The 19,950-nt window shown below is 61.6% G+C and carries 15 protein-coding genes and 3 pseudogenes; 3 read left to right on the top strand and 15 right to left on the bottom strand.

Features of this window, described 5'->3' with window-relative positions:
* Positions 1-52: 52 nt before the first annotated feature.
* On the bottom strand, positions 53-1,321 hold the full coding sequence (locus FAZ95_RS28680; RefSeq protein WP_137335839.1) for an RNA polymerase sigma factor: 1,269 nt from the start codon (positions 1,319-1,321) through the stop codon (positions 53-55).
* Positions 1,318-1,689 carry a YciI family protein gene (locus FAZ95_RS28675; RefSeq protein ID WP_137335838.1) on the bottom strand — a complete coding sequence of 124 codons (372 nt, stop codon included), beginning with the start codon at positions 1,687-1,689 and terminating at the stop codon, positions 1,318-1,320. Before FAZ95_RS28675 ends, FAZ95_RS28680 begins: the two co-directional genes overlap by 4 nt.
* A 231-nt stretch (positions 1,690-1,920) precedes the next feature.
* On the opposite strand from FAZ95_RS28675, the pseudogene FAZ95_RS28665 reads away from it, so the two are divergent.
* Positions 1,921-2,394 (top strand): annotated as a pseudogene (locus FAZ95_RS28665) (helix-turn-helix transcriptional regulator); the annotation flags it as partial.
* A gap of 358 nt (positions 2,395-2,752) precedes the next feature.
* On the opposite strand, the gene FAZ95_RS28660 reads toward FAZ95_RS28665, so the two are convergent.
* From FAZ95_RS28660 to hmpA, 6 genes are all read right to left on the bottom strand, one after another.
* Positions 2,753-3,007, bottom strand: a complete 255-nt coding sequence (locus FAZ95_RS28660; protein ID WP_137335837.1) for a DUF3079 domain-containing protein — start codon at positions 3,005-3,007, stop codon at positions 2,753-2,755.
* Positions 3,008-3,343: 336 nt separating this feature from the next.
* Entirely contained in the window at positions 3,344-3,538 is a 195-nt protein-coding gene (locus tag FAZ95_RS28655; RefSeq protein ID WP_137335836.1) for a hypothetical protein, read from the bottom strand.
* Entirely contained in the window at positions 3,535-5,268 is a 1,734-nt protein-coding gene (locus tag FAZ95_RS28650; protein WP_137335835.1) for an FAD-dependent oxidoreductase, read from the bottom strand. The genes FAZ95_RS28655 and FAZ95_RS28650 overlap by 4 nt, the downstream gene beginning before the upstream one ends.
* Positions 5,269-5,280: 12 nt before the next feature.
* Positions 5,281-6,642: an MFS transporter gene (locus FAZ95_RS28645; RefSeq protein WP_137335834.1), complete on the bottom strand. Its 1,362-nt coding sequence runs from the start codon at positions 6,640-6,642 to the stop codon at positions 5,281-5,283.
* Between the two features lie 267 nt (positions 6,643-6,909).
* Positions 6,910-7,719: a helix-turn-helix transcriptional regulator gene (locus FAZ95_RS28640; RefSeq protein ID WP_137335833.1), complete on the bottom strand. Its 810-nt coding sequence runs from the start codon at positions 7,717-7,719 to the stop codon at positions 6,910-6,912.
* A 153-nt stretch (positions 7,720-7,872) separates the two neighbouring features.
* Entirely contained in the window at positions 7,873-9,084 is a 1,212-nt protein-coding gene (hmpA, locus tag FAZ95_RS28635) for an NO-inducible flavohemoprotein (protein ID WP_137337647.1), read from the bottom strand.
* Positions 9,085-9,735: 651 nt separating this feature from the next.
* Between hmpA and FAZ95_RS28630 the strand changes: the two are divergent.
* Positions 9,736-11,169 (top strand): annotated as a pseudogene (locus tag FAZ95_RS28630) (FAD-binding protein); the annotation flags it as partial.
* 48 nt (positions 11,170-11,217) lie between these two features.
* Here the strand turns inward: FAZ95_RS28630 and FAZ95_RS28625 are convergent.
* A pseudogene (locus tag FAZ95_RS28625) lies at positions 11,218-11,372 on the bottom strand (transposase domain-containing protein); the annotation flags it as partial.
* A 573-nt stretch (positions 11,373-11,945) separates the two neighbouring features.
* On the opposite strand from FAZ95_RS28625, the gene FAZ95_RS28620 reads away from it, so the two are divergent.
* On the top strand, positions 11,946-12,197 hold the full coding sequence (locus FAZ95_RS28620) for a transcriptional regulator (RefSeq protein ID WP_137335831.1): 252 nt from the start codon (positions 11,946-11,948) through the stop codon (positions 12,195-12,197).
* A 42-nt stretch (positions 12,198-12,239) separates the two neighbouring features.
* On the opposite strand, the gene FAZ95_RS28615 is transcribed toward FAZ95_RS28620, so the two are convergent.
* From FAZ95_RS28615 to acnA, 6 genes are all read right to left on the bottom strand, one after another.
* Entirely contained in the window at positions 12,240-12,854 is a 615-nt protein-coding gene (locus FAZ95_RS28615; RefSeq protein ID WP_137335830.1) for a dioxygenase family protein, read from the bottom strand.
* 280 nt (positions 12,855-13,134) lie between these two features.
* The gene (locus FAZ95_RS28605; RefSeq protein ID WP_137335829.1) at positions 13,135-13,872 is read right to left on the bottom strand and encodes an ABC transporter substrate-binding protein; all 738 of its coding nucleotides are present in this window, start codon (positions 13,870-13,872) and stop codon (positions 13,135-13,137) included.
* 14 nt (positions 13,873-13,886) lie between these two features.
* Complete coding sequence (locus FAZ95_RS28600; RefSeq protein ID WP_137335828.1) at positions 13,887-14,891, bottom strand: ABC transporter substrate-binding protein; 1,005 nt, start codon at positions 14,889-14,891, stop codon at positions 13,887-13,889.
* 63 nt (positions 14,892-14,954) lie between these two features.
* Positions 14,955-16,130, bottom strand: a complete 1,176-nt coding sequence (gene prpF / locus FAZ95_RS28595; protein WP_137335827.1) for a 2-methylaconitate cis-trans isomerase PrpF — start codon at positions 16,128-16,130, stop codon at positions 14,955-14,957.
* A 3-nt stretch (positions 16,131-16,133) separates the two neighbouring features.
* On the bottom strand, positions 16,134-17,210 hold the full coding sequence (locus tag FAZ95_RS28590; RefSeq protein WP_137335826.1) for a lactonase family protein: 1,077 nt from the start codon (positions 17,208-17,210) through the stop codon (positions 16,134-16,136).
* A 13-nt stretch (positions 17,211-17,223) separates the two neighbouring features.
* A complete protein-coding gene (gene acnA, locus FAZ95_RS28585) occupies positions 17,224-19,824 on the bottom strand; it encodes an aconitate hydratase AcnA (protein ID WP_137335825.1) in 2,601 nt (866 codons plus the stop codon).
* Between the last annotated feature and the right edge of the window lie 126 nt (positions 19,825-19,950).

Genomic DNA, 19,950 nt, shown 5'->3' with positions numbered 1-19,950 from the left:
CGAGCAGCCAGTCGTTCCCCTCTTCGCTCACGTGACAAACGCAAGGCGCTTTCTAGCTACTCGGAGAGGACAGCTCCACGCGCTTTCGCTGCAGGAACCGGCGTACGGCCGGATCGGGCTCGAGGCCGATCGCGAGATCGTACGCGCCGAGCGCTTCGGCCGTCGCGCCAGCACGCGCGAGCAGATCGGCGCGGGCGGCCCAGTACGGCTGATAGTCGGCTAGCCGCGGATCGTCCGCATACAGCGCGAGCGCGTCGAGTGCCACCTGCGGGCCGTCGCGTTCCGCCAGCGCGATCGCGCGGTTCACTGCGACCACAGGCGACGCCGCGATCGCGAGCAGTGCATCGTAGAGCCGCACTATCTCGTCCCAGTTCGGGCGATGCGTCCGGCAGCGGTGCACGTGCGCAGACTGCAGCGCGGCCTCGAGCTGAAAGCGTCCGATTGCGTTGAATGCGCACGCGTGCCGTAGCAGTGCGTCGGCTGCGTCGATCATCGGTGCGTCCCATGTCGCCGGATCCTGAGCCGACAGCGGCACGTATTCGCCGGCCGCATCGCGTCGCGCATCGCGCCGCGCCTGCGCATACAGCATCAGTGCGAGCAGACCCAGCGTCTCTGGCTCATCGGGCAGCAGCTCGACGAGCAGTTGCGCAAGAAACAGCGCCTCGCCGGCGAGATCGCGCCGCACGGTATCGCCGCCGATCGGGTCAGTCCACCCTTGCGCATAGGCCGCGTAGACCGCTTCCAGCACCGAAGCGAGACGGCCGGGCAACTCCTCGCGCTCGGGCACGCTGAACGGAATGCCCGCGTCGCGGATCTTGTTCTTCGCCCGCACGAGGCGCTTGCCCATGGCGGCGGGCGACATCAGGAACGCGGATGCGATCGTCTTCGCCTCGAGCCCCAGCACCACCTGCAGCATCAGCGGCGTGCGAATCGCTGCCTCGAGCGCGGGGTGTGTGCACGCGAACAGCAGCGCAAGACGCCGGTCGGGCAACGCGCCTGCTTCACGCTCGTCGATCTCGTCGGCGAGGATCGCGAGCTGGTTCGCCACTTCATCGCCGACCCAGCGATGGCGCGCGCCGTCGATTGCCCGGCGGCGCGCAACCGTCATCAGCCACGCCTCGGGATTCGCGGGGCAGCCGCGCTCCGGCCAGTCCGCGAGCGCGGCCGCAAACGCGTCGGCTAGCGCGTCCTCGGCCGCTGCAACGTCGCGCGTGCGCATCGCCAGCAGCGCGACGAGCTTGCCGTAGCTGCGGCGAGCGACCGCCTCGGCAATCGAACGCGCGGCGCCGTCAGCGTCACGATCGCCGCCGGACAGACTCATGCGGCAGATGGCTCATTGTAGGGAGCTGTCCAGACCGGGCGCACTTCCATGATGCCGTGCCCCGCGCCGGGACAACGCGAGGCCCACGCGATCGCCGCGTCCAGGTTGGGCACGTCGATCAGGAAGTAGCCGGCGAGTTGCTCCTTCGAATCGGAATACGGTCCGTCAAGCACCTGAGGCTTGCCGTCGACGAGCCGCACCGTGGTGGCCGTGTTCGTGTGCTGCAGCCGGTTGCCGCCCACCAGCGCCTCCGCCTTTGTCAACGCTTCCGAGTACGCCTGATACGCGGCGACCCCTTGCTGCCGCTCGCTGTCGGTCATCTGGTTCCACCGGTTTTCTTGCGAATAGATCATCAATAGGTATTGCATATGAGCCTCCGTCATGGGGTTGAGGCGGACGAATGGCATCGCGCCGCCATCACAATGACGCGCGGGTCGCATGCTGACGGACAGGATGCGTCAAAGAAAATCGCCTTCCTTTCCCATCCGAATCCGACCGCATCCGGTAGTCCGCCTCTACCCCGCTACCCATTTGGGTGGTATGCGCCCCTTGTCCTTCTGTCATTGTGAGCCCGTCGTCACAACGTTGCCCGCAAACCTTGGCGCACGTGGAGAGGTGGACAGCTCGATGCGTTCGTGCGACTGGACGGCGGTCTGCGCCCAGGTTTCTCCGGGGCGGCCCTCGCAGACATGCGCGGGCAGGTCATGGGCATCTGCACGTCGGCACTGATGCGCGGTGCCGGCAGGGTGATTCCCGGGATGACCGTGGACATCGAAGCCGTCGCCGCGGGCCTTTGCGTGCTGTCACCCGACATCCTCGCAAGACTGCTCCCCGGACGAAAGCCATCGCACCAGATGGCATCCGGCGAACCGTTCGAAGCCTTGACCTTGCGTGAGATCGAAGTGCTGGCGATGCTCGCCGACGGACTCGGCAACAAGGAGATTGCGCGGCAGCTCGACATCTCGGACAACACGGTGAAATTCCACCTCTCATCCATCTTCGGCAAACTCGGTGCGACCAATCGCACCGAAGCGGTGATGCTCGGTATGCGGCACGGATTCATCATGGTGTAGATAGACACGACGGCCCTGACACCCGCCGCGACATTGTCCACGGCTCTTGCGACCTCGACCCATCACGCAACGACCGTCATCGAAGCGTGGGACCGTAGTCGTTAAGGGTTAATCGATGCCTGCCCTTATTCACATGGCTGCGATCGTGCTGCGGCGCGTGCGGGCAGGCGTCGATTAACCCTTAACGACAGTACGCATTCGCTGGCAGTGACACCGGACATTCGCGGCTGCGGAGCTCCGAATGTCCAGAAAGCAACCTGTAGCCGCCTCAGAAGCGCCAGTGCGTGAATGTCAGCAAAGTAGAGCGGTCGTTCGTGTGATCTCTTCCGCGTCAATGTTTCGCCAGAATCGGATATCCTCAACCCGGCAGGCCTTGCGTAGCATTACTCTCCCGGGTGGTGGTGGCACTGTTGGGCCTGACGCATTTATCACCCGGGCTCACCTCGAGCCCCCAGTCACCCTGCTCGTACCAGTCGTCGCCGAGCAATTCGGCCGGATGCTGCGTGCGGCTCTGCCCGTTGCCGCAGCGCATGTCGCTGGCCGGGCAGTAGTGGTCGCAGCCCCAGCAGATCCGCTCCGGATGCAGTGGGTGCAGCGGAAATACCTTAGCCATGCGCTTTCTCCAAGCGGTTCGATTTCGACAACGCACAGCGTCATTATCCCGCCCTTGTCGTGGATTAGAACTGAGTCGGAACGACGCAGATGTAGCCGCCGACCTTCCACGGTGTGTGAATGGCCAGCAGGCTGACCCTGTTGACTAATTACGCGACTCGGAGACTGTAATTCGAGTGGCCGCTAGCTGGGACAAAGCCACCGTCCGGACGCCCTGGATCCCAGGCCGGCGAACGACTGTCTGCGGCTGCGGAAGTTCATCGAGGACCCGCAATCAATCAAGCTTGAGTCCGCAAGGAACTCCCCCGCCACTCTCCCCCGTGTGCGCCGGCCAGCACTATGCCTGCGCGCAGACGGGCATCTCGTCGCATGCCGCATCGATCAGGCTCATCGCTTTATGCGCGTCGTCGAGCGCGTCAATCGCGAGTAATGCGAAGCGGGCCAGAAAAAGCGTTGCATCCGGCTCGCCGATCCGGGTCATCGTCTTGCACAACGCAGTGTAGACGGCATCGAGCTCACTGGCATTCATCATTCGTACTCCTTGTGACTTGCGCCCGCCTTTGGACACAGGACGTGCGTCATGGCCGCGTCGATCTGAGCCGCTGTTGCGGCGCGCCATCGTCCCAGCACGTGGCCATCAGGGCGCACGAGGTACACCGTTCCCGGTGTCGCGTCGTACATCGAGAACAACCGGCCGGTATGATCCCAAACTGCGGCATGAGCGTTGCCCTCGCATCGTCGTGGACTCAACGCGATGACACGAAACGGCAATTGCCGCTCCTCCAGTGTCTTCTCGAGTGTGACCAAATCCGCGGGGATCGCCCCGTCGGCCGTAAAGCAGAAAGCAGTGAACCGAGGCAGGACGAGGTCTGTCAGGTGACCCGAGCGCGTGCGGCCTTGCTCGACCACGGAGACGGGACATTCGGCAAGCACCGCGCCAGGGGGCGGACCGCCGGCGAATGCGCCCGGTTCGGTTTCCTCTACGTTCAATGGCGACGTGCCGTATGCGATCGGCGACGTCTGCCGGGGATTGATCAGCGAACGCATTCCGGGATGCTCTAGCGCGAGGCTGAGCACGGCCTTGCGCATGAGCTCGAACGCGAACGACGGCGGCGCCATGAACTCGGTGCTCTTCGTTCCATAGCTCAAGTTTTCGCGGGCCGCGTACACGCGCTCGTCGGAATAACTGTCGAGCAGCGCTTCGGACGCGAGGCCACGACTCACGAACGCGAGCTTCCAGGCGAGATTGTCCGCGTCGTCGATGCCCGAATTCGCGCCGCGCACGCCGAAGATCGGCACCAGATGTGCGGCATCGCCGGCGAACAGCGCCCGGCCATGGCGGTAACGCTCGAGCGTGAGCGCATGGGCCTTGTACAAGGTAATCCAGATCGGCGACCAGGGGCCCCGTTCGCCCATCATGTCGAGCAGACTCTGCACCCGCGGCATCACGTTCTCGGGTTTGACGGCAGCTTCCGCGTCTTCGCCATCGCGCAGCTGATAGTCGATGCGCCACACGTTATCAGGCTGCTTGTGCACTAGCACCGTGGAGCCGGGGTTCGATGGCGGATCGAAGTATGCGAGACGCTCGGCGGGCCGGTCGCTTTCCAGTTTGATGTCGACGATCACGTAGCGGCCCTCGTAGCTCGTGCCCTGAAGTTGCAGGCCAAGTGCTTCGCGAATCGTACTGCGTCCGCCGTCGCAGGCGACGATCCAGTCGGCGTCGAGCGCATAGTCGCCCGCGGGCGTGCTCACTGAAAGCCTGGCCCCATTCGTGTGCGATTCGAGGGCCGTGACCCGGGTCTGCCAGCGGATATCGATCAGGTCGGCACGGCGCCGTGCAGCGTCCAGCAAAAACTGCTCGATGTGGTACTGCGCGAGATTCACCATCGGCGGCAGCTTCTGGTTCTCGTCCTGAGGCATTTGGAAATGCAGAACCTCGCCGGCGCGGTAGAAGCTGCGGCCTCCGGTCCACGGCAAGCCGGTCTTCATGAAACCCTCGAGAGCTCCGAGCCGCTCGATGATCTCGAGGCTTCGGCGCGAAATGCAGATCGCGCGGCTGCCATGGCAAACCGAATCGTCCGCCTCGATCACCACGCAAGCAACGCCGTAGTTCGCGAGTCCCAGGGCGAGCGCGAGTCCCACCGGTCCGCCGCCGACGATCGCTACGGGATGCCGTTTGACGTCCACGTTGACATTGCGCGCGGGCAACTGTGCTTCATAACGTTGCGCCGAAAACGGGTATGAGCTGAATTCAACTGCCATCGTTTGCTCCTGTTACGAATTCGGATGCACTGCACCGGGCCGAAGCGGCAGCGCGGTCGCAATGAATGCGCCGACCAGGAGTAACGCCGCGGCATACAGCAACCCCGAAGTGAAGCCGTGTGTCACATCCTTGAGCCAGCCGACCACGAGAGGGTTCAGGGCCGAGCCCAGGTTGCCGACCGCGTTGATCGTCGCGATGCCTACTGCCCGTGCGCGAAAGCTGAGCGTGTGATCAGGCGTGGTCCAGAAGATCGACATCGCCGTGTAGGCTCCAGCGGACGCCGCGCATATGCCAAGCAACTGGATCATCGGTTGAACGGACCACGCGGTGCACAGCCAGCCAAGCGCCGCAAAAAGCATCGGCAGTATCAGGTGCCACTTGCGCTCGCCGCGGCGGTCCGAACGTCTGCCCCAGCCGATCATCGCCACGATCGTGCAGATCTGGGGAACCGCCGCCATCAAGCCGATCGTCCGGTTGCTCGCGCCGACGCTGAAGCTCTTGACAATCAGTGGCGTCCACACCGCGACCATCGCGAGAGTGTTGACCAGGCAGAAGTAAGCAAGCGAAAACCTGAGCACGGTCGGCGATACGAGCTCGCGCCATATGGCTTGTTCGCTTCCGGACACGCGGCCGCTCGCAGGTGCCGCATCTGTGCGATGCTCAGCGGCGACGATGCGCACTAGCGTCTTCTTCTCGTTCTCGGTAAGCCATGCTGCGTGCTCGGGCCGGTCATCGAGCCGTGCGAAGACGGCAAGCCCAAGCAGCGCCGCGGGCATCCCTTCGAGCATGAACAGCCACTGCCAGCCTTTCAGGCCGAGCATACCGTCCAGCGCGAGGACATAGCCGGAGAGTGCGGAGCCGAGGGCGGCGGTGACGGGCATCGCGATCATGAAGAGTGCATTCGCACGCGCCCGCCAGGCCGCGGGAAACCAGTACGTCAGATAAAGCAGAATGCCCGGCAGAAATCCTGCCTCCGTGATGCCAACCAGTACACGCAGCGCATAGAGAGTGCCGGGGCTCGTGGCGAACATCGTGGCCGACGACGCGAGTCCCCACGCGATCATGATCGAGCCTATCCACCTGCGAGCGCCGACGCGCGCCAGTATCAGATTGCCCGGCACGCCGCACGCAATGTAGGCCACGTAAAAGAGTGTGGTCGCGAGGCCGAACTGCACGCCAGTCAGCCTCAGGTCCTTCATCATCGTCAGTCCCGCGAAGCCGATGTTGATCCGGTCGAGGAATGAGACGAAGAACAGAATGAAAAGGAACCACAACAGATGCCGCGAGACTTTGGCGATGACCGGCTGCTCACGGCTCGCATCCGCGAGCGCCTCGCGCGGCAGGCCGTGGTCGGCCAACGGGGTGGTTTCCATGCGGATTGTCTCCAGTCGGTGCGCGCTGACCGGGCATGCGGCACGGTGCGAAACGCGTCTATTGAATGGTCCGCTGGCAGGAGTGCAGCGGTGACTGGAGTATCGCGGCTCAGGGGTGGGACGCTGTCCTCATTTCGGGTACAACCGCCGGTGGCGCTCCGATGAGGAGAAACCCGTAGCCGGATTCGAGCGCGCCGACCGATGCGCTCATGGAACAGCCGCCGATGGGAACGAGCACTACTGTCGGGGACGCGGCACCCCGGCGCATCAGGACTTCAGGCACAGCGCGAATAGCTCGCGCTGGCTCGAAATGCCAAGCCGCCGGTAGGCGCGCTTTTGGTACGTTACGACGCTTGATGTCTTTACCCCGATCAGTTCGCCGATTTCATGCGCCGTGCAGCCTTCAAGCACCCCGCGCAGGACGTCGAGCTCGCGTTTGGAAAGCTCGGGGCATGCGTGCCTCACCCGCGCGAGCATCAGTTGCGGGATACCCATCTGGATCTGCCCTGCCAGCGCGTAATGATGCTTTGCCGCCTGCGCGATGAGCGGCCCGAACGCTTCGACCACCGCAATTTCGCGAGGCTGGAAACGGCCGCCACTGCGGTCACGATACAGGTTGACCGAGAGCCAGATGTCGTCGTTCGGCTGCAGCAGCAGGGACAGGCGATCCGATACGTCCGGATCGCGATAGCAGACCGCACGATACGCCTCGTGTGCGATGTCCTCCCCTGTTTGCTGGTGCAATAGCAAGCCGCGCGAATGCCGGTTGTGAGCGGCCGCGGAAATGATCGTCTGATTGCCGTCGAGTGCGTAGTAATGGCGCGTGTAGGTGTCCGCGACGTCGCGAAGATATCGACCGCCGCGGTGGTCAGCGACCGACATGGTGCGTGGACGGTTTCCGAACTCGTAGGCGAATACGGTGCATTGTGATATCGCTGGAATATCGCTCAGCGTCTTCAGCACTTCAGCCGCGAAAGCGTTCGTGTCGTCTGCGCCGATTGCCGCGACAAGGCCCGTCGCCCTGGAAAGATCCAGACGCTCTGCAGGGTTGGGACGGTCGAGACGCCAGGTGCGCATCGTGGGGGCAAACGAGAAAGAACTTGGTCGATTGTAGTCTTTCGGAAGGCGGCCCCGAAATCAGGGGCGTCCTGAATCGAATATGTCCGGCTCGAATCGATATGTTGTCGATTGATCCGATGAATGTCCGTTGAGTCGTCGCTTCCGCCTTACCTATTCGGCAAACAGGTCCGGGCCAAACACTTCGTAGTGAATGCGGGCTTCATGGATGCCGAGTTCCTTTAGCGTGTCGTGCTGCATGCGCATAAAGGGGATTGGACCGCAGATGTAGTAATCGGCGTCGGGCAACAGGATCGAACTCTTGATCAGGTTGACGTCGACGAAGCCAGGGTGATCGTAGTCACGGCCCTGCGTGTCCTGGGGCAGTGGCTCGTCGTAAAACACCATCACATGGAAATTGGCATGCGCCGCAGCTGTCTCGCGCAGCCGGTCGCGCATGGCGTGAACTCCGCTGTTGCGAGCACCGTGGACGAATACCACCTGCCTCTGAGGATCCTGTATCGCCTTCTTGAGCATGCTGATCATCGGCGTGAGCCCCACGCCGCCGCTGATCAGCACGAGCGGCGTGCTGGCGTTCACATCGATATGGAAGGTGCCATATGGCGCGGCCAGTCTGACCTCGTCTCCGACATCGACGTGATCGTGCAGGAGGCAGGAGACATAGCCTGGCGGCTGTGCGCCGCCGCTCTCGCGCTTGACGGAGATGCGGTAGCTGCGTCCGTTCGGCAGATCCGAGAGGCTGTACTGCCGAATCTGCTGCAGACCCAGAGCCGGCACGTTCACCGCGACGCTGACGTATTGTCCAGGTTCGAAGCTTGCGACAGGTCCGCCATCGGCCGGTTCGAAAACAAAGGACGTGATGACGTTGCTTTCCGGCCGCTTTTCGCGAACGACGAACGTGCGCCAGCCGGTCCAGCCGCCGAGCCGCTCCGCGGAACCTTCATACAACGCGCTTTCCATGCCCATTAGAAGATCCGCGAGGTAGCCGTAGGCCTGCGCCCACGCGGAAATGATGTCCTCTGTCGCCGCGGTCCCGAGCACGTCCTTGATCGCACCAAGCAGGTGCTCGCCGACGATCGGATAGTGCTCCGGCCGCACACCCAGGCTCGCGTGCTTGTTGGCAATGTTTTTCAGCGCGGCCGTCAGGCTCGCGGCGTCCTCGATATTTTCCGCATAGGCATACACAGCACGTGCCAGCGCCTGCTGTTGCTGCCCCTGGTCCTGATGTGCCATGTTGAACACATTCTTCAGTTCAGGATGGGCCTCGAACAGACGCTCGTAAAAGCGCTGGACGATGGGGTAGCCATATTCGGCCAGAACGGGCGCGGTGGCCTTCACGATGTCCTTCGTTCTCTGCGTCAGCATGGCCTCGCTCCTTCGCAAGGATGGGAAACGCCCCAACTCTCTCAAGGATATACAACGGCTTGATTGAAGACACCATCTCGGCACAGCTTGTACGCGTGCGATAAGCGGCTCGTGTCGGCGTCGGAGCGATCGTCGGCAAATATTGTTCTAACGAGTCAAATTTGGGCCGACTGTTGACTGACGCAGTCGACCCCTCACGAACCACCGCGCCTGGCCGGAGCCCCCTACCGCGCGAGCGGTTTCGTTCAGCGACCCTTCTCTGCCGTCGCGGGTCCGCGAAGGCAAGCGGCAGCTTTCGAGTGAACAGCCGCCATTGCCTGCAGGTCGGAAGTCCGGCCGCTGTGGGCTCGCGGTCGCCCCGACTTTAAGCATTTTGAACAGGCGCTTTCGTACACTGTGGGTCTGGAATTCATCCGGAAAAGTCCTTAATACCCCTCTCTGCTCAGTCACCTATATTCAAGGCTGCAAGGTTCGTCGTGGAATTCATTGAGTGCGGGTGAAGCACTCCGACTAGACAAGCCCTCAAGAATTGTGCGCTCGACTTGGTTCGCCCCGCGGCGCCGTTGGCAGTGATGAACTGGTGCGCCCGCCAGGTGCCGTCCATCACGCGACCGCCAAGCAAGCTTTAAACATCTGCAAAGGGCTGAAACCATGGCCACTTTCGTTCGCCGCACCTTCCTGAAATTGACGGTGGCCGCTGGCGCAGCGACGGTCGTTGGTTTCAATCCTTCGACGCGCTCGTGGATCACGAAAGCGCTTGCCGATACGTCACCAGACTTCCAGCACGTTCCGCAATTGGATGGGGAACTGCTGCTCGACGAGCCATCGCGCCTGAAGATTGCCACCGACTACGGTAATCTCTTTCACAGAGTGCCGGCAGCCGTACTCAGACCGGGTTCCGCCCGGGATATAGTCAAGATGGTGCGGTACGCGAACGAGCAATCGATCAAGGTTGCGACCAAGGGACAAGGTCATTCTCGCTACGGCCAGACGCAAGCGGAAGGAGGGATCGTTATCGATTCGAGTTCGCTTAACGCTGTTCATGCGCCGAAGGAGAACAGCATTGACGCTGAGCCGGGCGCAAGTTGGGGGAGCGTCGCCGATGCGGCGCTCCCCCGCGCCCTGAGTCCGCGAGTCATGCCGGATTGTTTGCAACTGACGGTAGGCGGAACGCTCAGCTGCGGTGGACTGGGCAATACGAGTCAGCATTTCGGAGCCCAGGTCGACAACGTGACGGAGCTTGACGTCGTGACAGGTAACGGGCGCCTGATAACTTGCTCGCCGAACCGCGAGAGCGAACTCTTTAATATGGTGTTGGCAGGCCTTGGGCAGTGCGCGATCATTGTCCGCGCGAGAATCGCGCTCATGCCCGCACCGAGCCATGTCCAGGTCGACAACTTGATCTATGGTGACGTCGATGCGTACATTTCGGATCAGATCCAAGTGCTCAAGGACGGTCGTTTTGATCACCAGTATGGAACCGCATTGCGCAAGTCAGACGGCACGTGGAGCTTTACCCTGCAGGTGGGAAAATTCTCCGCGGCTTCCGATGTAGCCGATCTTGCTCCTTTGGAGAACGGCTTGCATTTCGACTCCAAAACACCTGCGCGGATGACATATGCGCAATACCTGGGCCGTAACATGGCAACTTATGCAGCCCTGCTGGCGAGGACAGGAACACTCCCAACGCCGGCTATCGCCATGTGGATCCCGGCAACGGCGACCAAAGAATTCAGCCGCGAGATTCTTGTTTTGTCGCCGAAGCAGGCCGGATTCAACTTCTTTGCCTTTTGGCCAATTAACACTCGCCGCATCACACGACCGCTCTTCAAAATGCCAAGCGAGGAGCACGCGTTTTCGATCTGGTTGTTTCGCAGTACGCCAGGTGGTGACGACGCAACCCTGTCGGCCATGCTCGCGAGCAACCGCGAACTGCTCTCAAAAATGACTGCAGTCGGCGGCAAACGCTATGGTCCATATTCAATGGTCATCTCGCCGGATGAATGGGCGACGCATTTCGGGCCGGACGTTTGGTCGCGGCTGTCCGCTGCCAAGAGAAAGTTCGATCCAAACTATGTCCTTTCGCCGGAACCGGCGATGTTCAAATCCGCGAACAAAGAAGCAAGCACCTTTCAGCAGCTGAGCAATGTCATCGGCTCGACGGCTGGTAACCGGGTAAGCACGTCTTTCCGGTAGGCATACGGATCGTGGGCGTTGAGCTTGGCTGATCGGATCAGGCTCGCGATCGCGGCGGCCCGCTGTCCGGCACGCAACGATCCAGCGAACAATCGATACGGCCATTTATGCTGATCTCAGCAATGCCGGTGTAGGGACGGTCGGGCGACGTTTGATGCGGAGAGCTGTCGTTCGATACATGGACGGCACCAAAACCCCACGTGAGCAATGTTGAAATACGACGCTGCTATTCACTTTTGCAAATGGCCGCTGTCTGGTGCGGACGCGACGTTCAAATGTCGGCGCTAAAGCGCGGGCCAACGGCCACTTCTGGCCGCACAGAGACGTTGCCGCTCAGAGACGTTGCCGCTCAGCGGCCCGGCAACCTGAAGGACTGGCATTTGCCGGTGACAGAATCATTTCGCCTCGCGAGACCCTTGTCTCGCAACGGAGAGCGGGGATGGGCGTGCGTTCCCGCGGCGAGTTGACAGAATTACTGCTGGAAGACTGGCAGATTCGATACGGTCTACGTCACAACGCTGGGGAGCGCCCCCGCCTAGCTCAAGGCTATACAACGACGGCGCGTTTGATGAGACCGAGTCGGCCCGGCTCGCTCCGAAAGCGGCGGCCGAGAGCATACTGGCATCGGTTGACGATATCTCCGTTGAACACATCGGGGGACGAACATGCGCCTGATCGAACCAGATGAACACAAAGATTTTCTCGCGACGCTGCAGCGCAACGGTTTGGCAGAAGGAGATTTCGATCTTCGGGAAACCGACACGACAGACCCCAAGAGTGACGAGAACTGCGGTATGCAGGGCTATGTCTGCATAACGAGGCTATCGACGCACGTTACGAAGGAATACCCGTTATGCGACGAAAGCGATTGGCTACAGCATTTCACGAGAGATCTCGACGCGGGCGTCTTCGGCTGACCGGAATGAAATCCCGGGCGCTATCGAAATCCGTGACTTGCGCTACGCAAACGCGAGCACGAAATCGAACCGGGCTGCCTTGCGCCCGCCGTGGTCGTCCATCGTCATCAGCAGTCGGCGATCAAACAGGAAATCGCGAGCGTTGCGCTGCTCGCCCGGAAAGTAAAGTTGGGTCGTGAGGGTGGGCCCGTTCGGCGCTTGCACCGTCACATGGAAGTGTCGCGTGCGTCCCGGATATAGACCCGGCACGATGGTCTCGAGGCGATAGTGTCCCTCGCTGTCGGCGAATTGATGACCGCGCAGCCGGAATCCCTCGACGTCGTATTCTCCGGCGTCATTAGCGTGCCAGAAATCGAGCAAAGCCCCGGACACCGCCCTGCATCGCGTCGACAGCACCTGCCCGGTCAGGACGATCTTCGCTCCATTGATCCCCGGTTCGAGCAGCGACGCGCGTTGCGGCGAGTGCGGCAGGAAGAACGGGCCTGCCGTCTGCCGCGGCGTCGGTCCGTGACCGTCGTCGCAGGCGGGCGTCGGCGAAATTGCGTCGGCCCGGCCTTCGTCGGTTTTTCCGAGCGCCAACAGCAGCAACGTGAATGGCACCGCACCCGACCCGCGAAGAAAATCGCGCCGCCCCTGGCTCACACTTCGTGCGCGCATCGTGGACCCTCCTTGTTTCGCGCTCGATCATCCCGCCGCGCGATCCGCGCTGCGGAGTCGATGGGCGTCGATGCGGGTCCCGTCGAAGTTACCAGAGCCTGCATCAGTGCCAACCATGGTAAGCCGAAACTTCAGGTCGGGTGAGGCGGCCGCGAGGTCGCGACCGGTTGAATCCGCAACCCCTCCAAGTCATTCGACCACGGTTCGGGAACGGCTGATTGTCGCCTCATAGCAGACGCACGCCCTTTCCGCATTTCTTCGCGTATCTGTAAGTCCAGCCTCACTTTGCAGGGGGCGCCACCGTAGCACCGTGTACGTAGTGCCGCGCCAATAGACCGGAAATGTGACCTGATGTTTTCAGTTCGTCGACGAACGCTTCCAGCAGTTGCGTCGCGGCATCACCCCGCACTTTCGCGACACCCATAGCCTGTTGAATCACCATAAACGGGTCTTCTAGAAGGCGCAGCCCTGTGTGTCGCCTGGCATCAGAGAGCAGTTGCTGTTTCACCCCGGCAGCAACCTCGAGGCCCTGCTCGACAAACGTATCGACCACGGCCGGCGACGTCGCGACACGAACGATGTCCGCTCGCGTAAGCTCCCGGCTCAAAAAAAGGTCGTACGCGCTGCCGCCGCCGACCGCCACGCGATTGTGCGATTCGTCTACCTGGCTGTTGTCGGTAATCGGTGACTCCTGCCTGACCAGATAACAACCTTCGATCAATACATACGGCGAAGTGAAGGCGATACCTGCGCCACGGACAGGATCGATCGCGAAGAAGCCGAGGTCTGCACGGCCATTTGTCACTGCATCGACGGCTTTAGCCGCCGCATTGACTACAAGAAACTCAACAGGCACCCTCAGGCGCTCAGCCAGTTCAGTCGCGAGATCGACTGATACTCCGAATGGTTTTCCCGTGGCTTGATCCGTGTTCGCGAGAATGGGATTACCCAGATTGATCGTTACACGCAGCGTACCAGTGGGCACAAGTGCCGAGACGATTGCATCATTCAGTTCCATCGAAGCCGGCTCCCCTATTTGACCTGATCAACGAACTCGTTCGTGTAGGTGTTCGACAGGTAGATATGCTTTCCCTTGATATTGGGGTTGAATTCGCCCATAACTTTCAGGACCGTTTCCGGCCCTCCCGGCGGCATCTTGCCATCCGGCGAGTACATACGCAGAGAAGCCTTCAACGCCTGCACGTAAAGGGCCTTGTTTCCGCCGTAGTAATCCGCCGGCATCTTCGCTGCGATTTCTTCTGCCGGGTGCGTCTGAATGAATCGCAATGTCCTGACAAAGGCCTTGGCGAGTTTGCCGGCTTCTGTTTTGTGTGACTGCGCCCAGGTACGCTGCACATAAAGACTTGACGCCGGATACAGGCCGCCTAGCGCGGCCCGGGTTCCTTCGACGCTGTTCAGGTCAACGAGAACCTTCGCATCTCCACTTGTACGCAACAATGATGTCGTGGGTTCTGTCGTCCACGCCACATCGACGCGCTTCTGGCGAAACGCGGCTATCAGGCTGTTTCCAGCGCCGACCGGCAGCATCGAGTAATCGCTCGTCTTCAGTCCATATCGCGAAGCGAGGTATTGCCCAAGGAATGTGGATGAGGAACCCAGCCCCGTGACCCCGAGCGTTTTCCCCTTGATATCGCCCATGTTCCGGATCTGACTCGCAGCGTCGGCGCGAACCATTTCCATGCTGCCGGGCACAAGGCCGAAAAGAACGATGCTTTCTACGTCCTTGCCCTTCGCCTGCAGATCGATCGAATGATCATAGTAGCCGACGACTGCCTGAGCGGCCCCTGCGAGCAGTTCGTTTTCAGCGTCGACACCGGACTGCTGGGACTGCAGTTCGACATCCAGACCCTCATCCTTGAAATAGCCCAGGCTTTCCGCAAGCTTCGGCGGCAGATAGATCAGCTTGTTGATACCACCGACGATGATCGTGATCTTTTCGTCCGCATGGGCGACACATGCGCAGAAAACGCTCGACACTGCAGCGAGCATCGCAAGACGGCGAAGCGGGGAAGTCATAAACGTCTCCTCCTTATAGTGAATTCAGCAACCGGATGTTGCGCTCTACTGGTTCCAGCGGGATTAGTTGTGGGCCGGCGGGGGCGGCACCAGCACATGGCCTTCCATCAGGTGGCGGGCGCTCCGGCTCATGATTGCCTTGCTGACCACCCACGTGCCGTTGCATTGTTCCGCTTCTGCACCTACCGCCATCACGCCCGACGGATGGCCGAACCGTACCTGTTCCGCCCGGGTCGCCGCCATAAGTGCGTTCACGACCGTGCCGGGTATCGCTGCCGCAACGGCAATGGCCACCGCGCCAGTGCCGGTCATGGCGTGATGCAGCTTCCCCATCGACAAGATTCGTGCGTTGATATCCACCATTGCTGGTTCGACCCGCTTGCCGCTGGACGCGGTGTAGGCACGTGGCAATGCGACGAAGGCCAGCTTCGGCGTATGTGGGCGCAACTCGGTCACCTCCTGCGGAGTCGCCGCCAGCCCCATTTTCACGGCAGCATGTGCACGGATGGCTTCGCATCGCGCGAGTAGTGCGGCATCGTCGTTGATGTCGCGTTGCATCTCGTTGCCCTTCAATCCAAGACCCTCAGCGTTGATGAAGATTGCGGGATTGCCCGCATTGATCAGCGTGAGCCGGTAAGTCCCGTAGCCTGGAACGTCGATGGCGTCGACGACATTCCCGGTCGGAAACATGCCGCCCGAGAGTTTGTCGCCCTCCTCGCTGCCACCGGGATCAAGGAATTCGATGCGGATTTCGGCGGCCGGGAACGTTACACCGTCGAGCTCGAAGTCACCCTCCTCCTCGACCTGGCCATTTTTCATGGGCACGTGCGCGATGATTCTTGCGCTGATGTTCGCCTGCCAGATGCGCACGGTCGCGCTGCCATCCGCAGGTGCGTTGACGAAACCCTGTGCAATGGCGAATGGACCCACGGCCGAGGTCAGATTCCCGCAGTTGCCGGACCAGTCGATCACCGGCTTGTCGATTGAGACCGCACCGAACAGATAATCGACATCGCAGTCCGGGCGAGAGGAAGGCCCCACGAGCACGACCTTGCTCGTACTGGAAGTCGCGCCGCCCATGCCATCCGTCTGCTTCTCATAGGGATCGGGACTGCCGATGACGCGCAGTAGAATCCGGTCTCGCTCTGCTGGATCCAACGGCAAACTATCGGCCCGAAAGAACACCCCCTTGCTGGTGCCACCGCGCATATAGATGGCTGGAATTCTGGTTTGAGCCACGTGTCACTCCTGAATGGTTTTGAATACGATGCATACGGGACTGCCGGTGTGCACCGCGTGTCCCGTTGGCGAGGGCATGCCGCTTGTCCTGTCGAGCGCGTACTGAATGATGCTGTCGGATCGCTCGTTGGCGACGTACAGATAACTACCCGAAGGGTCGAGACTGATGAACCGCGGAAAATTGCCCTGGGTATCGGTCCATCGCGGCTGACCCGGCATGCCACTTGTGCCGTCGAGCGGCAACGTGGCGACCGAGTCATGACCGCGGTTGGAAACGTAGAGCGTACGTCCCGCGGAATCGATCGCAATGCCGGCGACGCTCGTGTCGCCGTGGGCGTTGCAGGGGATCACCGAAACGGTATGCAGCGGTTCCAGCGCGCCGGTAAAGACATCAAAACCCCATGCCGTAACGGTCGAATCCAGTTCGTTTGCCACGTAGACAAGCGGCAACATCGGATGAAATGCTGCATGGCGGGGACCGGCGCCGGACCTGCATCGGTGTCCCACAATGCGAGGTTCGCCGGTCTCGAGCCACTGGATCGCAAACACCGTGTCGAGTCCCTTGTCCGGGACGATGTGCCAGTCGGTGTTGTATCGCGTCGTGGCGTAGCGGGAAACCTGATGCGGGTGAGACCCGGCTTGCTCGGTCCGGTGCGGGCCCGGCGCGCCCGACAGCGAAACGAGCGAGGACACCGGTGCCAAATCGCCTTCCGTACCGACTGGGATCCGCGCCACCGTCCCGGTTGCGTAATTGGCGACGATGAGCGAGGAGCCGTCGCGCGAGAACGCAAGGTGTACGGGATTTCTGCCTTCGCATGATTGCCGGTTCAAAAGGCTCAAACGTCCGCTCGAATGATCGACGTGATAGCTGCTAAGCTCGCTGCCGTCCCCATGAACCGCATAGAGGACATCCTGTCTTGCGTTCAATGCGAGATAAGATGGGTTTTCGGGCGCCGGACAGATACCTGTCAGTTCCCAGCGCTGATTCACCGGGTCGACTGTATAGACGCTGATGCCGCGGCCGCGCGCATCTCTTTCGCGCGTCGTGCGACAGCCGACGTATGCATGGATCGGTTTCATTGTTTTCGTTGCCTCAGGCCGCGGCGATATACTCGCCCGCGATGCGTGGCAGCAGACCGCCGGCCTCGAAAATCTGCGCCTCTTCAAGCGTGTCGATCCTGCACCTGACCGGTATGCTGAGCGTTTCGCCGTTGCGGCGGCCGATACGCAGCGTCAGAAGGCCGCCCGGTTCGATCGCGCCATCGATACCTTCGATCGAATACGTTTCCGATCCATCGAGCGCCAGCGTGCGTCGCGTCACGCCCTCAGTGAATTCGAGCGGTAGCACACCCATGCCGACCAGGTTCGAGCGGTGAATGCGCTCGAAGTTTTCGCAGACAACGGCGCGCACTCCGATGAGACGAACCCCCTTCGCGGCCCAATCCCGCGACGAACCCGCCCCGTAGTTCTTCCCCGCCACGACGATGAGTTCCTGCCCACGCTCCATATAGCGTTCGGCCGCATCGAAGAGGCGCATCGTGGTGCCCTCCGGCTCCATCCGGGTGAGAGAGCCTTCCTTGCCGCCAGCCATTTCATTGTGCAAACGGTTGTTCGCGAATGTCGCTCGAATGGCCACCTTATGATCGCCTCGCCGCGTGCCGTACGAGTTGAACTCTGCCGCATTCACGCCCTTCGCGATCAGATACTCGCCTGCCGCGCTTTCTGGAAGAATTGCGCCCGACGGCGACAGGTCATCGGTCGTGACGTTGTCGCCGAACACGCCGATGGCGCGCATCTGCTGGAATCGCGCAGGCTGCGTGAGGCTCGCCTGCCAATAGGGCGGACGTCGAATGTAGTTGCTGTCCTCGCGCCACGGGAAGCGTGCCGGCACTGCCTCGGCACCTTCCAGGTGTCCAGCTTTGCGGAACATCTCCGTGTAAATGCGCAGATACTGGTCGCCATGGACGCTCGCCTTGAGTAGCGCGTCGATATCTTCATCCGTCGGCCACAAGTCCTTTAGGTACACGGGGTTGCCGTCCTTGTCCGTGGCGACCACACCGTTCTCGATGTCGAGATTGATCGTGCCCGCAATCGCATAGGTGACCACCAGCGGCGGTGACGCGAGAAACGCTTCCTTCACGCGCGGATGAATGCGGCCGTTGAAATTGCGGTTTCCTGAAAGGACGGCGACGGCATGAACATCCCGGTTCACGATGTCCGCTTCGATCTCCTTTGGCAGCGGTCCCGACATACCGTTGCAAGACGTGCAGCCGAAGCCGATGATGCCGAAACCAAGCGCTTCGAGCGGCGCCATCAGCCCTGCCTCTCGCAGGTAGCTTTCCACCGGTTTCGATCCGGGGGCGAGCGATGTCTTCACCCACGGTTTGCGTTGCAGCCCGAGTGCGACCGCCTTACGGGCGACCAGGCCCGCTGCGATCATGTTGCGCGGGTTCGAAGTGTTTGTGCAGCTCGTAATCGCCGCGATGACGATGGCGCCGTCATCGAGTCTGACTTCGGACGACTCTTCCTTCTCCGTGGCGCTTTGCGTAACCGGTCGAGCGATACGCCGGCCGACGAGCGCTGACAGCGGCACACGGTCGTGCGGGTTGGACGGCCCTGCGAGCGCGCGGCCCACGCCCGATAGATCGAACGAGAGTGTCCGGTCATATTCGGCTTCGGCAAGATCGTCCGCCCATAGACCCTGCGCCTTCGCGTAGCTTTCCGTCAGCGCGATCTGCGCATCCGACCGGCCCGTCACACGCATAAAGTCGAGTGTCTTTTCGTCGATCGCAAAGAGCGCTGCGGTGGCACCGAATTCAGGCGCCATGTTGGAAATCGTCGCCCGGTCGCTCAGCGTCATCGCGCGCGCCCCCTCGCCGTAGAACTCGATGATGGTGCCGACCACCTTCTGCCTGCGCAGAAACTCGGTGATCGCCAGCACGAGGTCGGTTGCCGTCACACCCGGTTGGCGGAATCCTTTGAGCTCCACGCCAACGATCGTCGGCAAGCGCAGCCACACGGCGCGCCCCAGCATCACCGATTCCGCCTCGATGCCACCCACGCCCCAACCCAGCACGCCAAGCGCATTAATCATCGTCGTGTGGCTATCCGTGCCGACGAGCGTGTCGGGGTATGCCACGCCGTCTTTCACCTGGATGACGGGCGACAGATGTTCGATGTTCACCTGATGCAGGATGCCGTTGCCGGGCATCAGTACGTCGAGATTCGAAAACGCCTGCTTGCACCACGCCAGGAATTCAAAGCGTTCGGCGTTCTTGCGTTGCTCGATCGCCATGTTCTTCGACATCGCCTCTGGGTCGTTTCCGGCGACTTCGACATTCAGCGAGTGGTCGACCACAAGATGCGTGGGCACGACGGGGTTGATCGTCGTGGCGTCGCGGCCCGCTTCCGCAACGGCGTCACGCATACCCGCAAGATCTACCAGCGCAGGCGTGCCGAGCAGATCCTGCAATACGACGCGCGCCGGATAGTACGGAAAGTCGACGTCGTGACAACGCGCCGCCAGCGCCTGCAAATAGTGCGCGGCGTCCGCCGCGGGCTGCCGGCGAACGACGTTTTCCGCGAACACCCGCACGCAATACGGCATGCGGGCAAACTGCGCCGCGTCGAGAGACGGCATCGCGTCGGCGACGCTGACAAATCCCACGGTCTGATTGGGAAGGGTGCGGGACATCGGGGTTTTCTCCAGGGCAATGCAGGGCTGCTTGCGTTTCGATGTTGTGCATTCTATGATCATAAAACGCAATATGCAAACACCGTTGTGCTCGGTGGTTACCCTGGCGCGACTCGAAACCGGCGG

Source organism: Trinickia violacea, from assembly GCF_005280735.1.
Classification (GTDB): Bacteria; Pseudomonadota; Gammaproteobacteria; order Burkholderiales; family Burkholderiaceae; genus Trinickia_A; species Trinickia_A violacea.
The sequence above is the reverse complement of the archived record's forward strand: the minus strand, read 5'-3'. Positions and strand labels throughout refer to the sequence as shown.

Coding starts and splice junctions, on each gene's coding strand:
- FAZ95_RS28680 (WP_137335839.1), bottom strand. CDS start 1,321: ATGAGTCTGTCCGGCGGCGATCGTGACGCTGACGGCGCCGCGCGTTCG.
- FAZ95_RS28675 (WP_137335838.1), bottom strand. CDS start 1,689: ATGCAATACCTATTGATGATCTATTCGCAAGAAAACCGGTGGAACCAG.
- FAZ95_RS28660 (WP_137335837.1), bottom strand. CDS start 3,007: ATGGCTAAGGTATTTCCGCTGCACCCACTGCATCCGGAGCGGATCTGC.
- FAZ95_RS28655 (WP_137335836.1), bottom strand. CDS start 3,538: ATGATGAATGCCAGTGAGCTCGATGCCGTCTACACTGCGTTGTGCAAG.
- FAZ95_RS28650 (WP_137335835.1), bottom strand. CDS start 5,268: ATGGCAGTTGAATTCAGCTCATACCCGTTTTCGGCGCAACGTTATGAA.
- FAZ95_RS28645 (WP_137335834.1), bottom strand. CDS start 6,642: ATGGAAACCACCCCGTTGGCCGACCACGGCCTGCCGCGCGAGGCGCTC.
- FAZ95_RS28640 (WP_137335833.1), bottom strand. CDS start 7,719: ATGCGCACCTGGCGTCTCGACCGTCCCAACCCTGCAGAGCGTCTGGAT.
- hmpA (WP_137337647.1), bottom strand. CDS start 9,084: ATGCTGACGCAGAGAACGAAGGACATCGTGAAGGCCACCGCGCCCGTT.
- FAZ95_RS28620 (WP_137335831.1), top strand. CDS start 11,946: ATGCGCCTGATCGAACCAGATGAACACAAAGATTTTCTCGCGACGCTG.
- FAZ95_RS28615 (WP_137335830.1), bottom strand. CDS start 12,854: ATGCGCGCACGAAGTGTGAGCCAGGGGCGGCGCGATTTTCTTCGCGGG.
- FAZ95_RS28605 (WP_137335829.1), bottom strand. CDS start 13,872: ATGGAACTGAATGATGCAATCGTCTCGGCACTTGTGCCCACTGGTACG.
- FAZ95_RS28600 (WP_137335828.1), bottom strand. CDS start 14,891: ATGACTTCCCCGCTTCGCCGTCTTGCGATGCTCGCTGCAGTGTCGAGC.
- FAZ95_RS28590 (WP_137335826.1), bottom strand. CDS start 17,210: ATGAAACCGATCCATGCATACGTCGGCTGTCGCACGACGCGCGAAAGA.
- acnA (WP_137335825.1), bottom strand. CDS start 19,824: ATGTCCCGCACCCTTCCCAATCAGACCGTGGGATTTGTCAGCGTCGCC.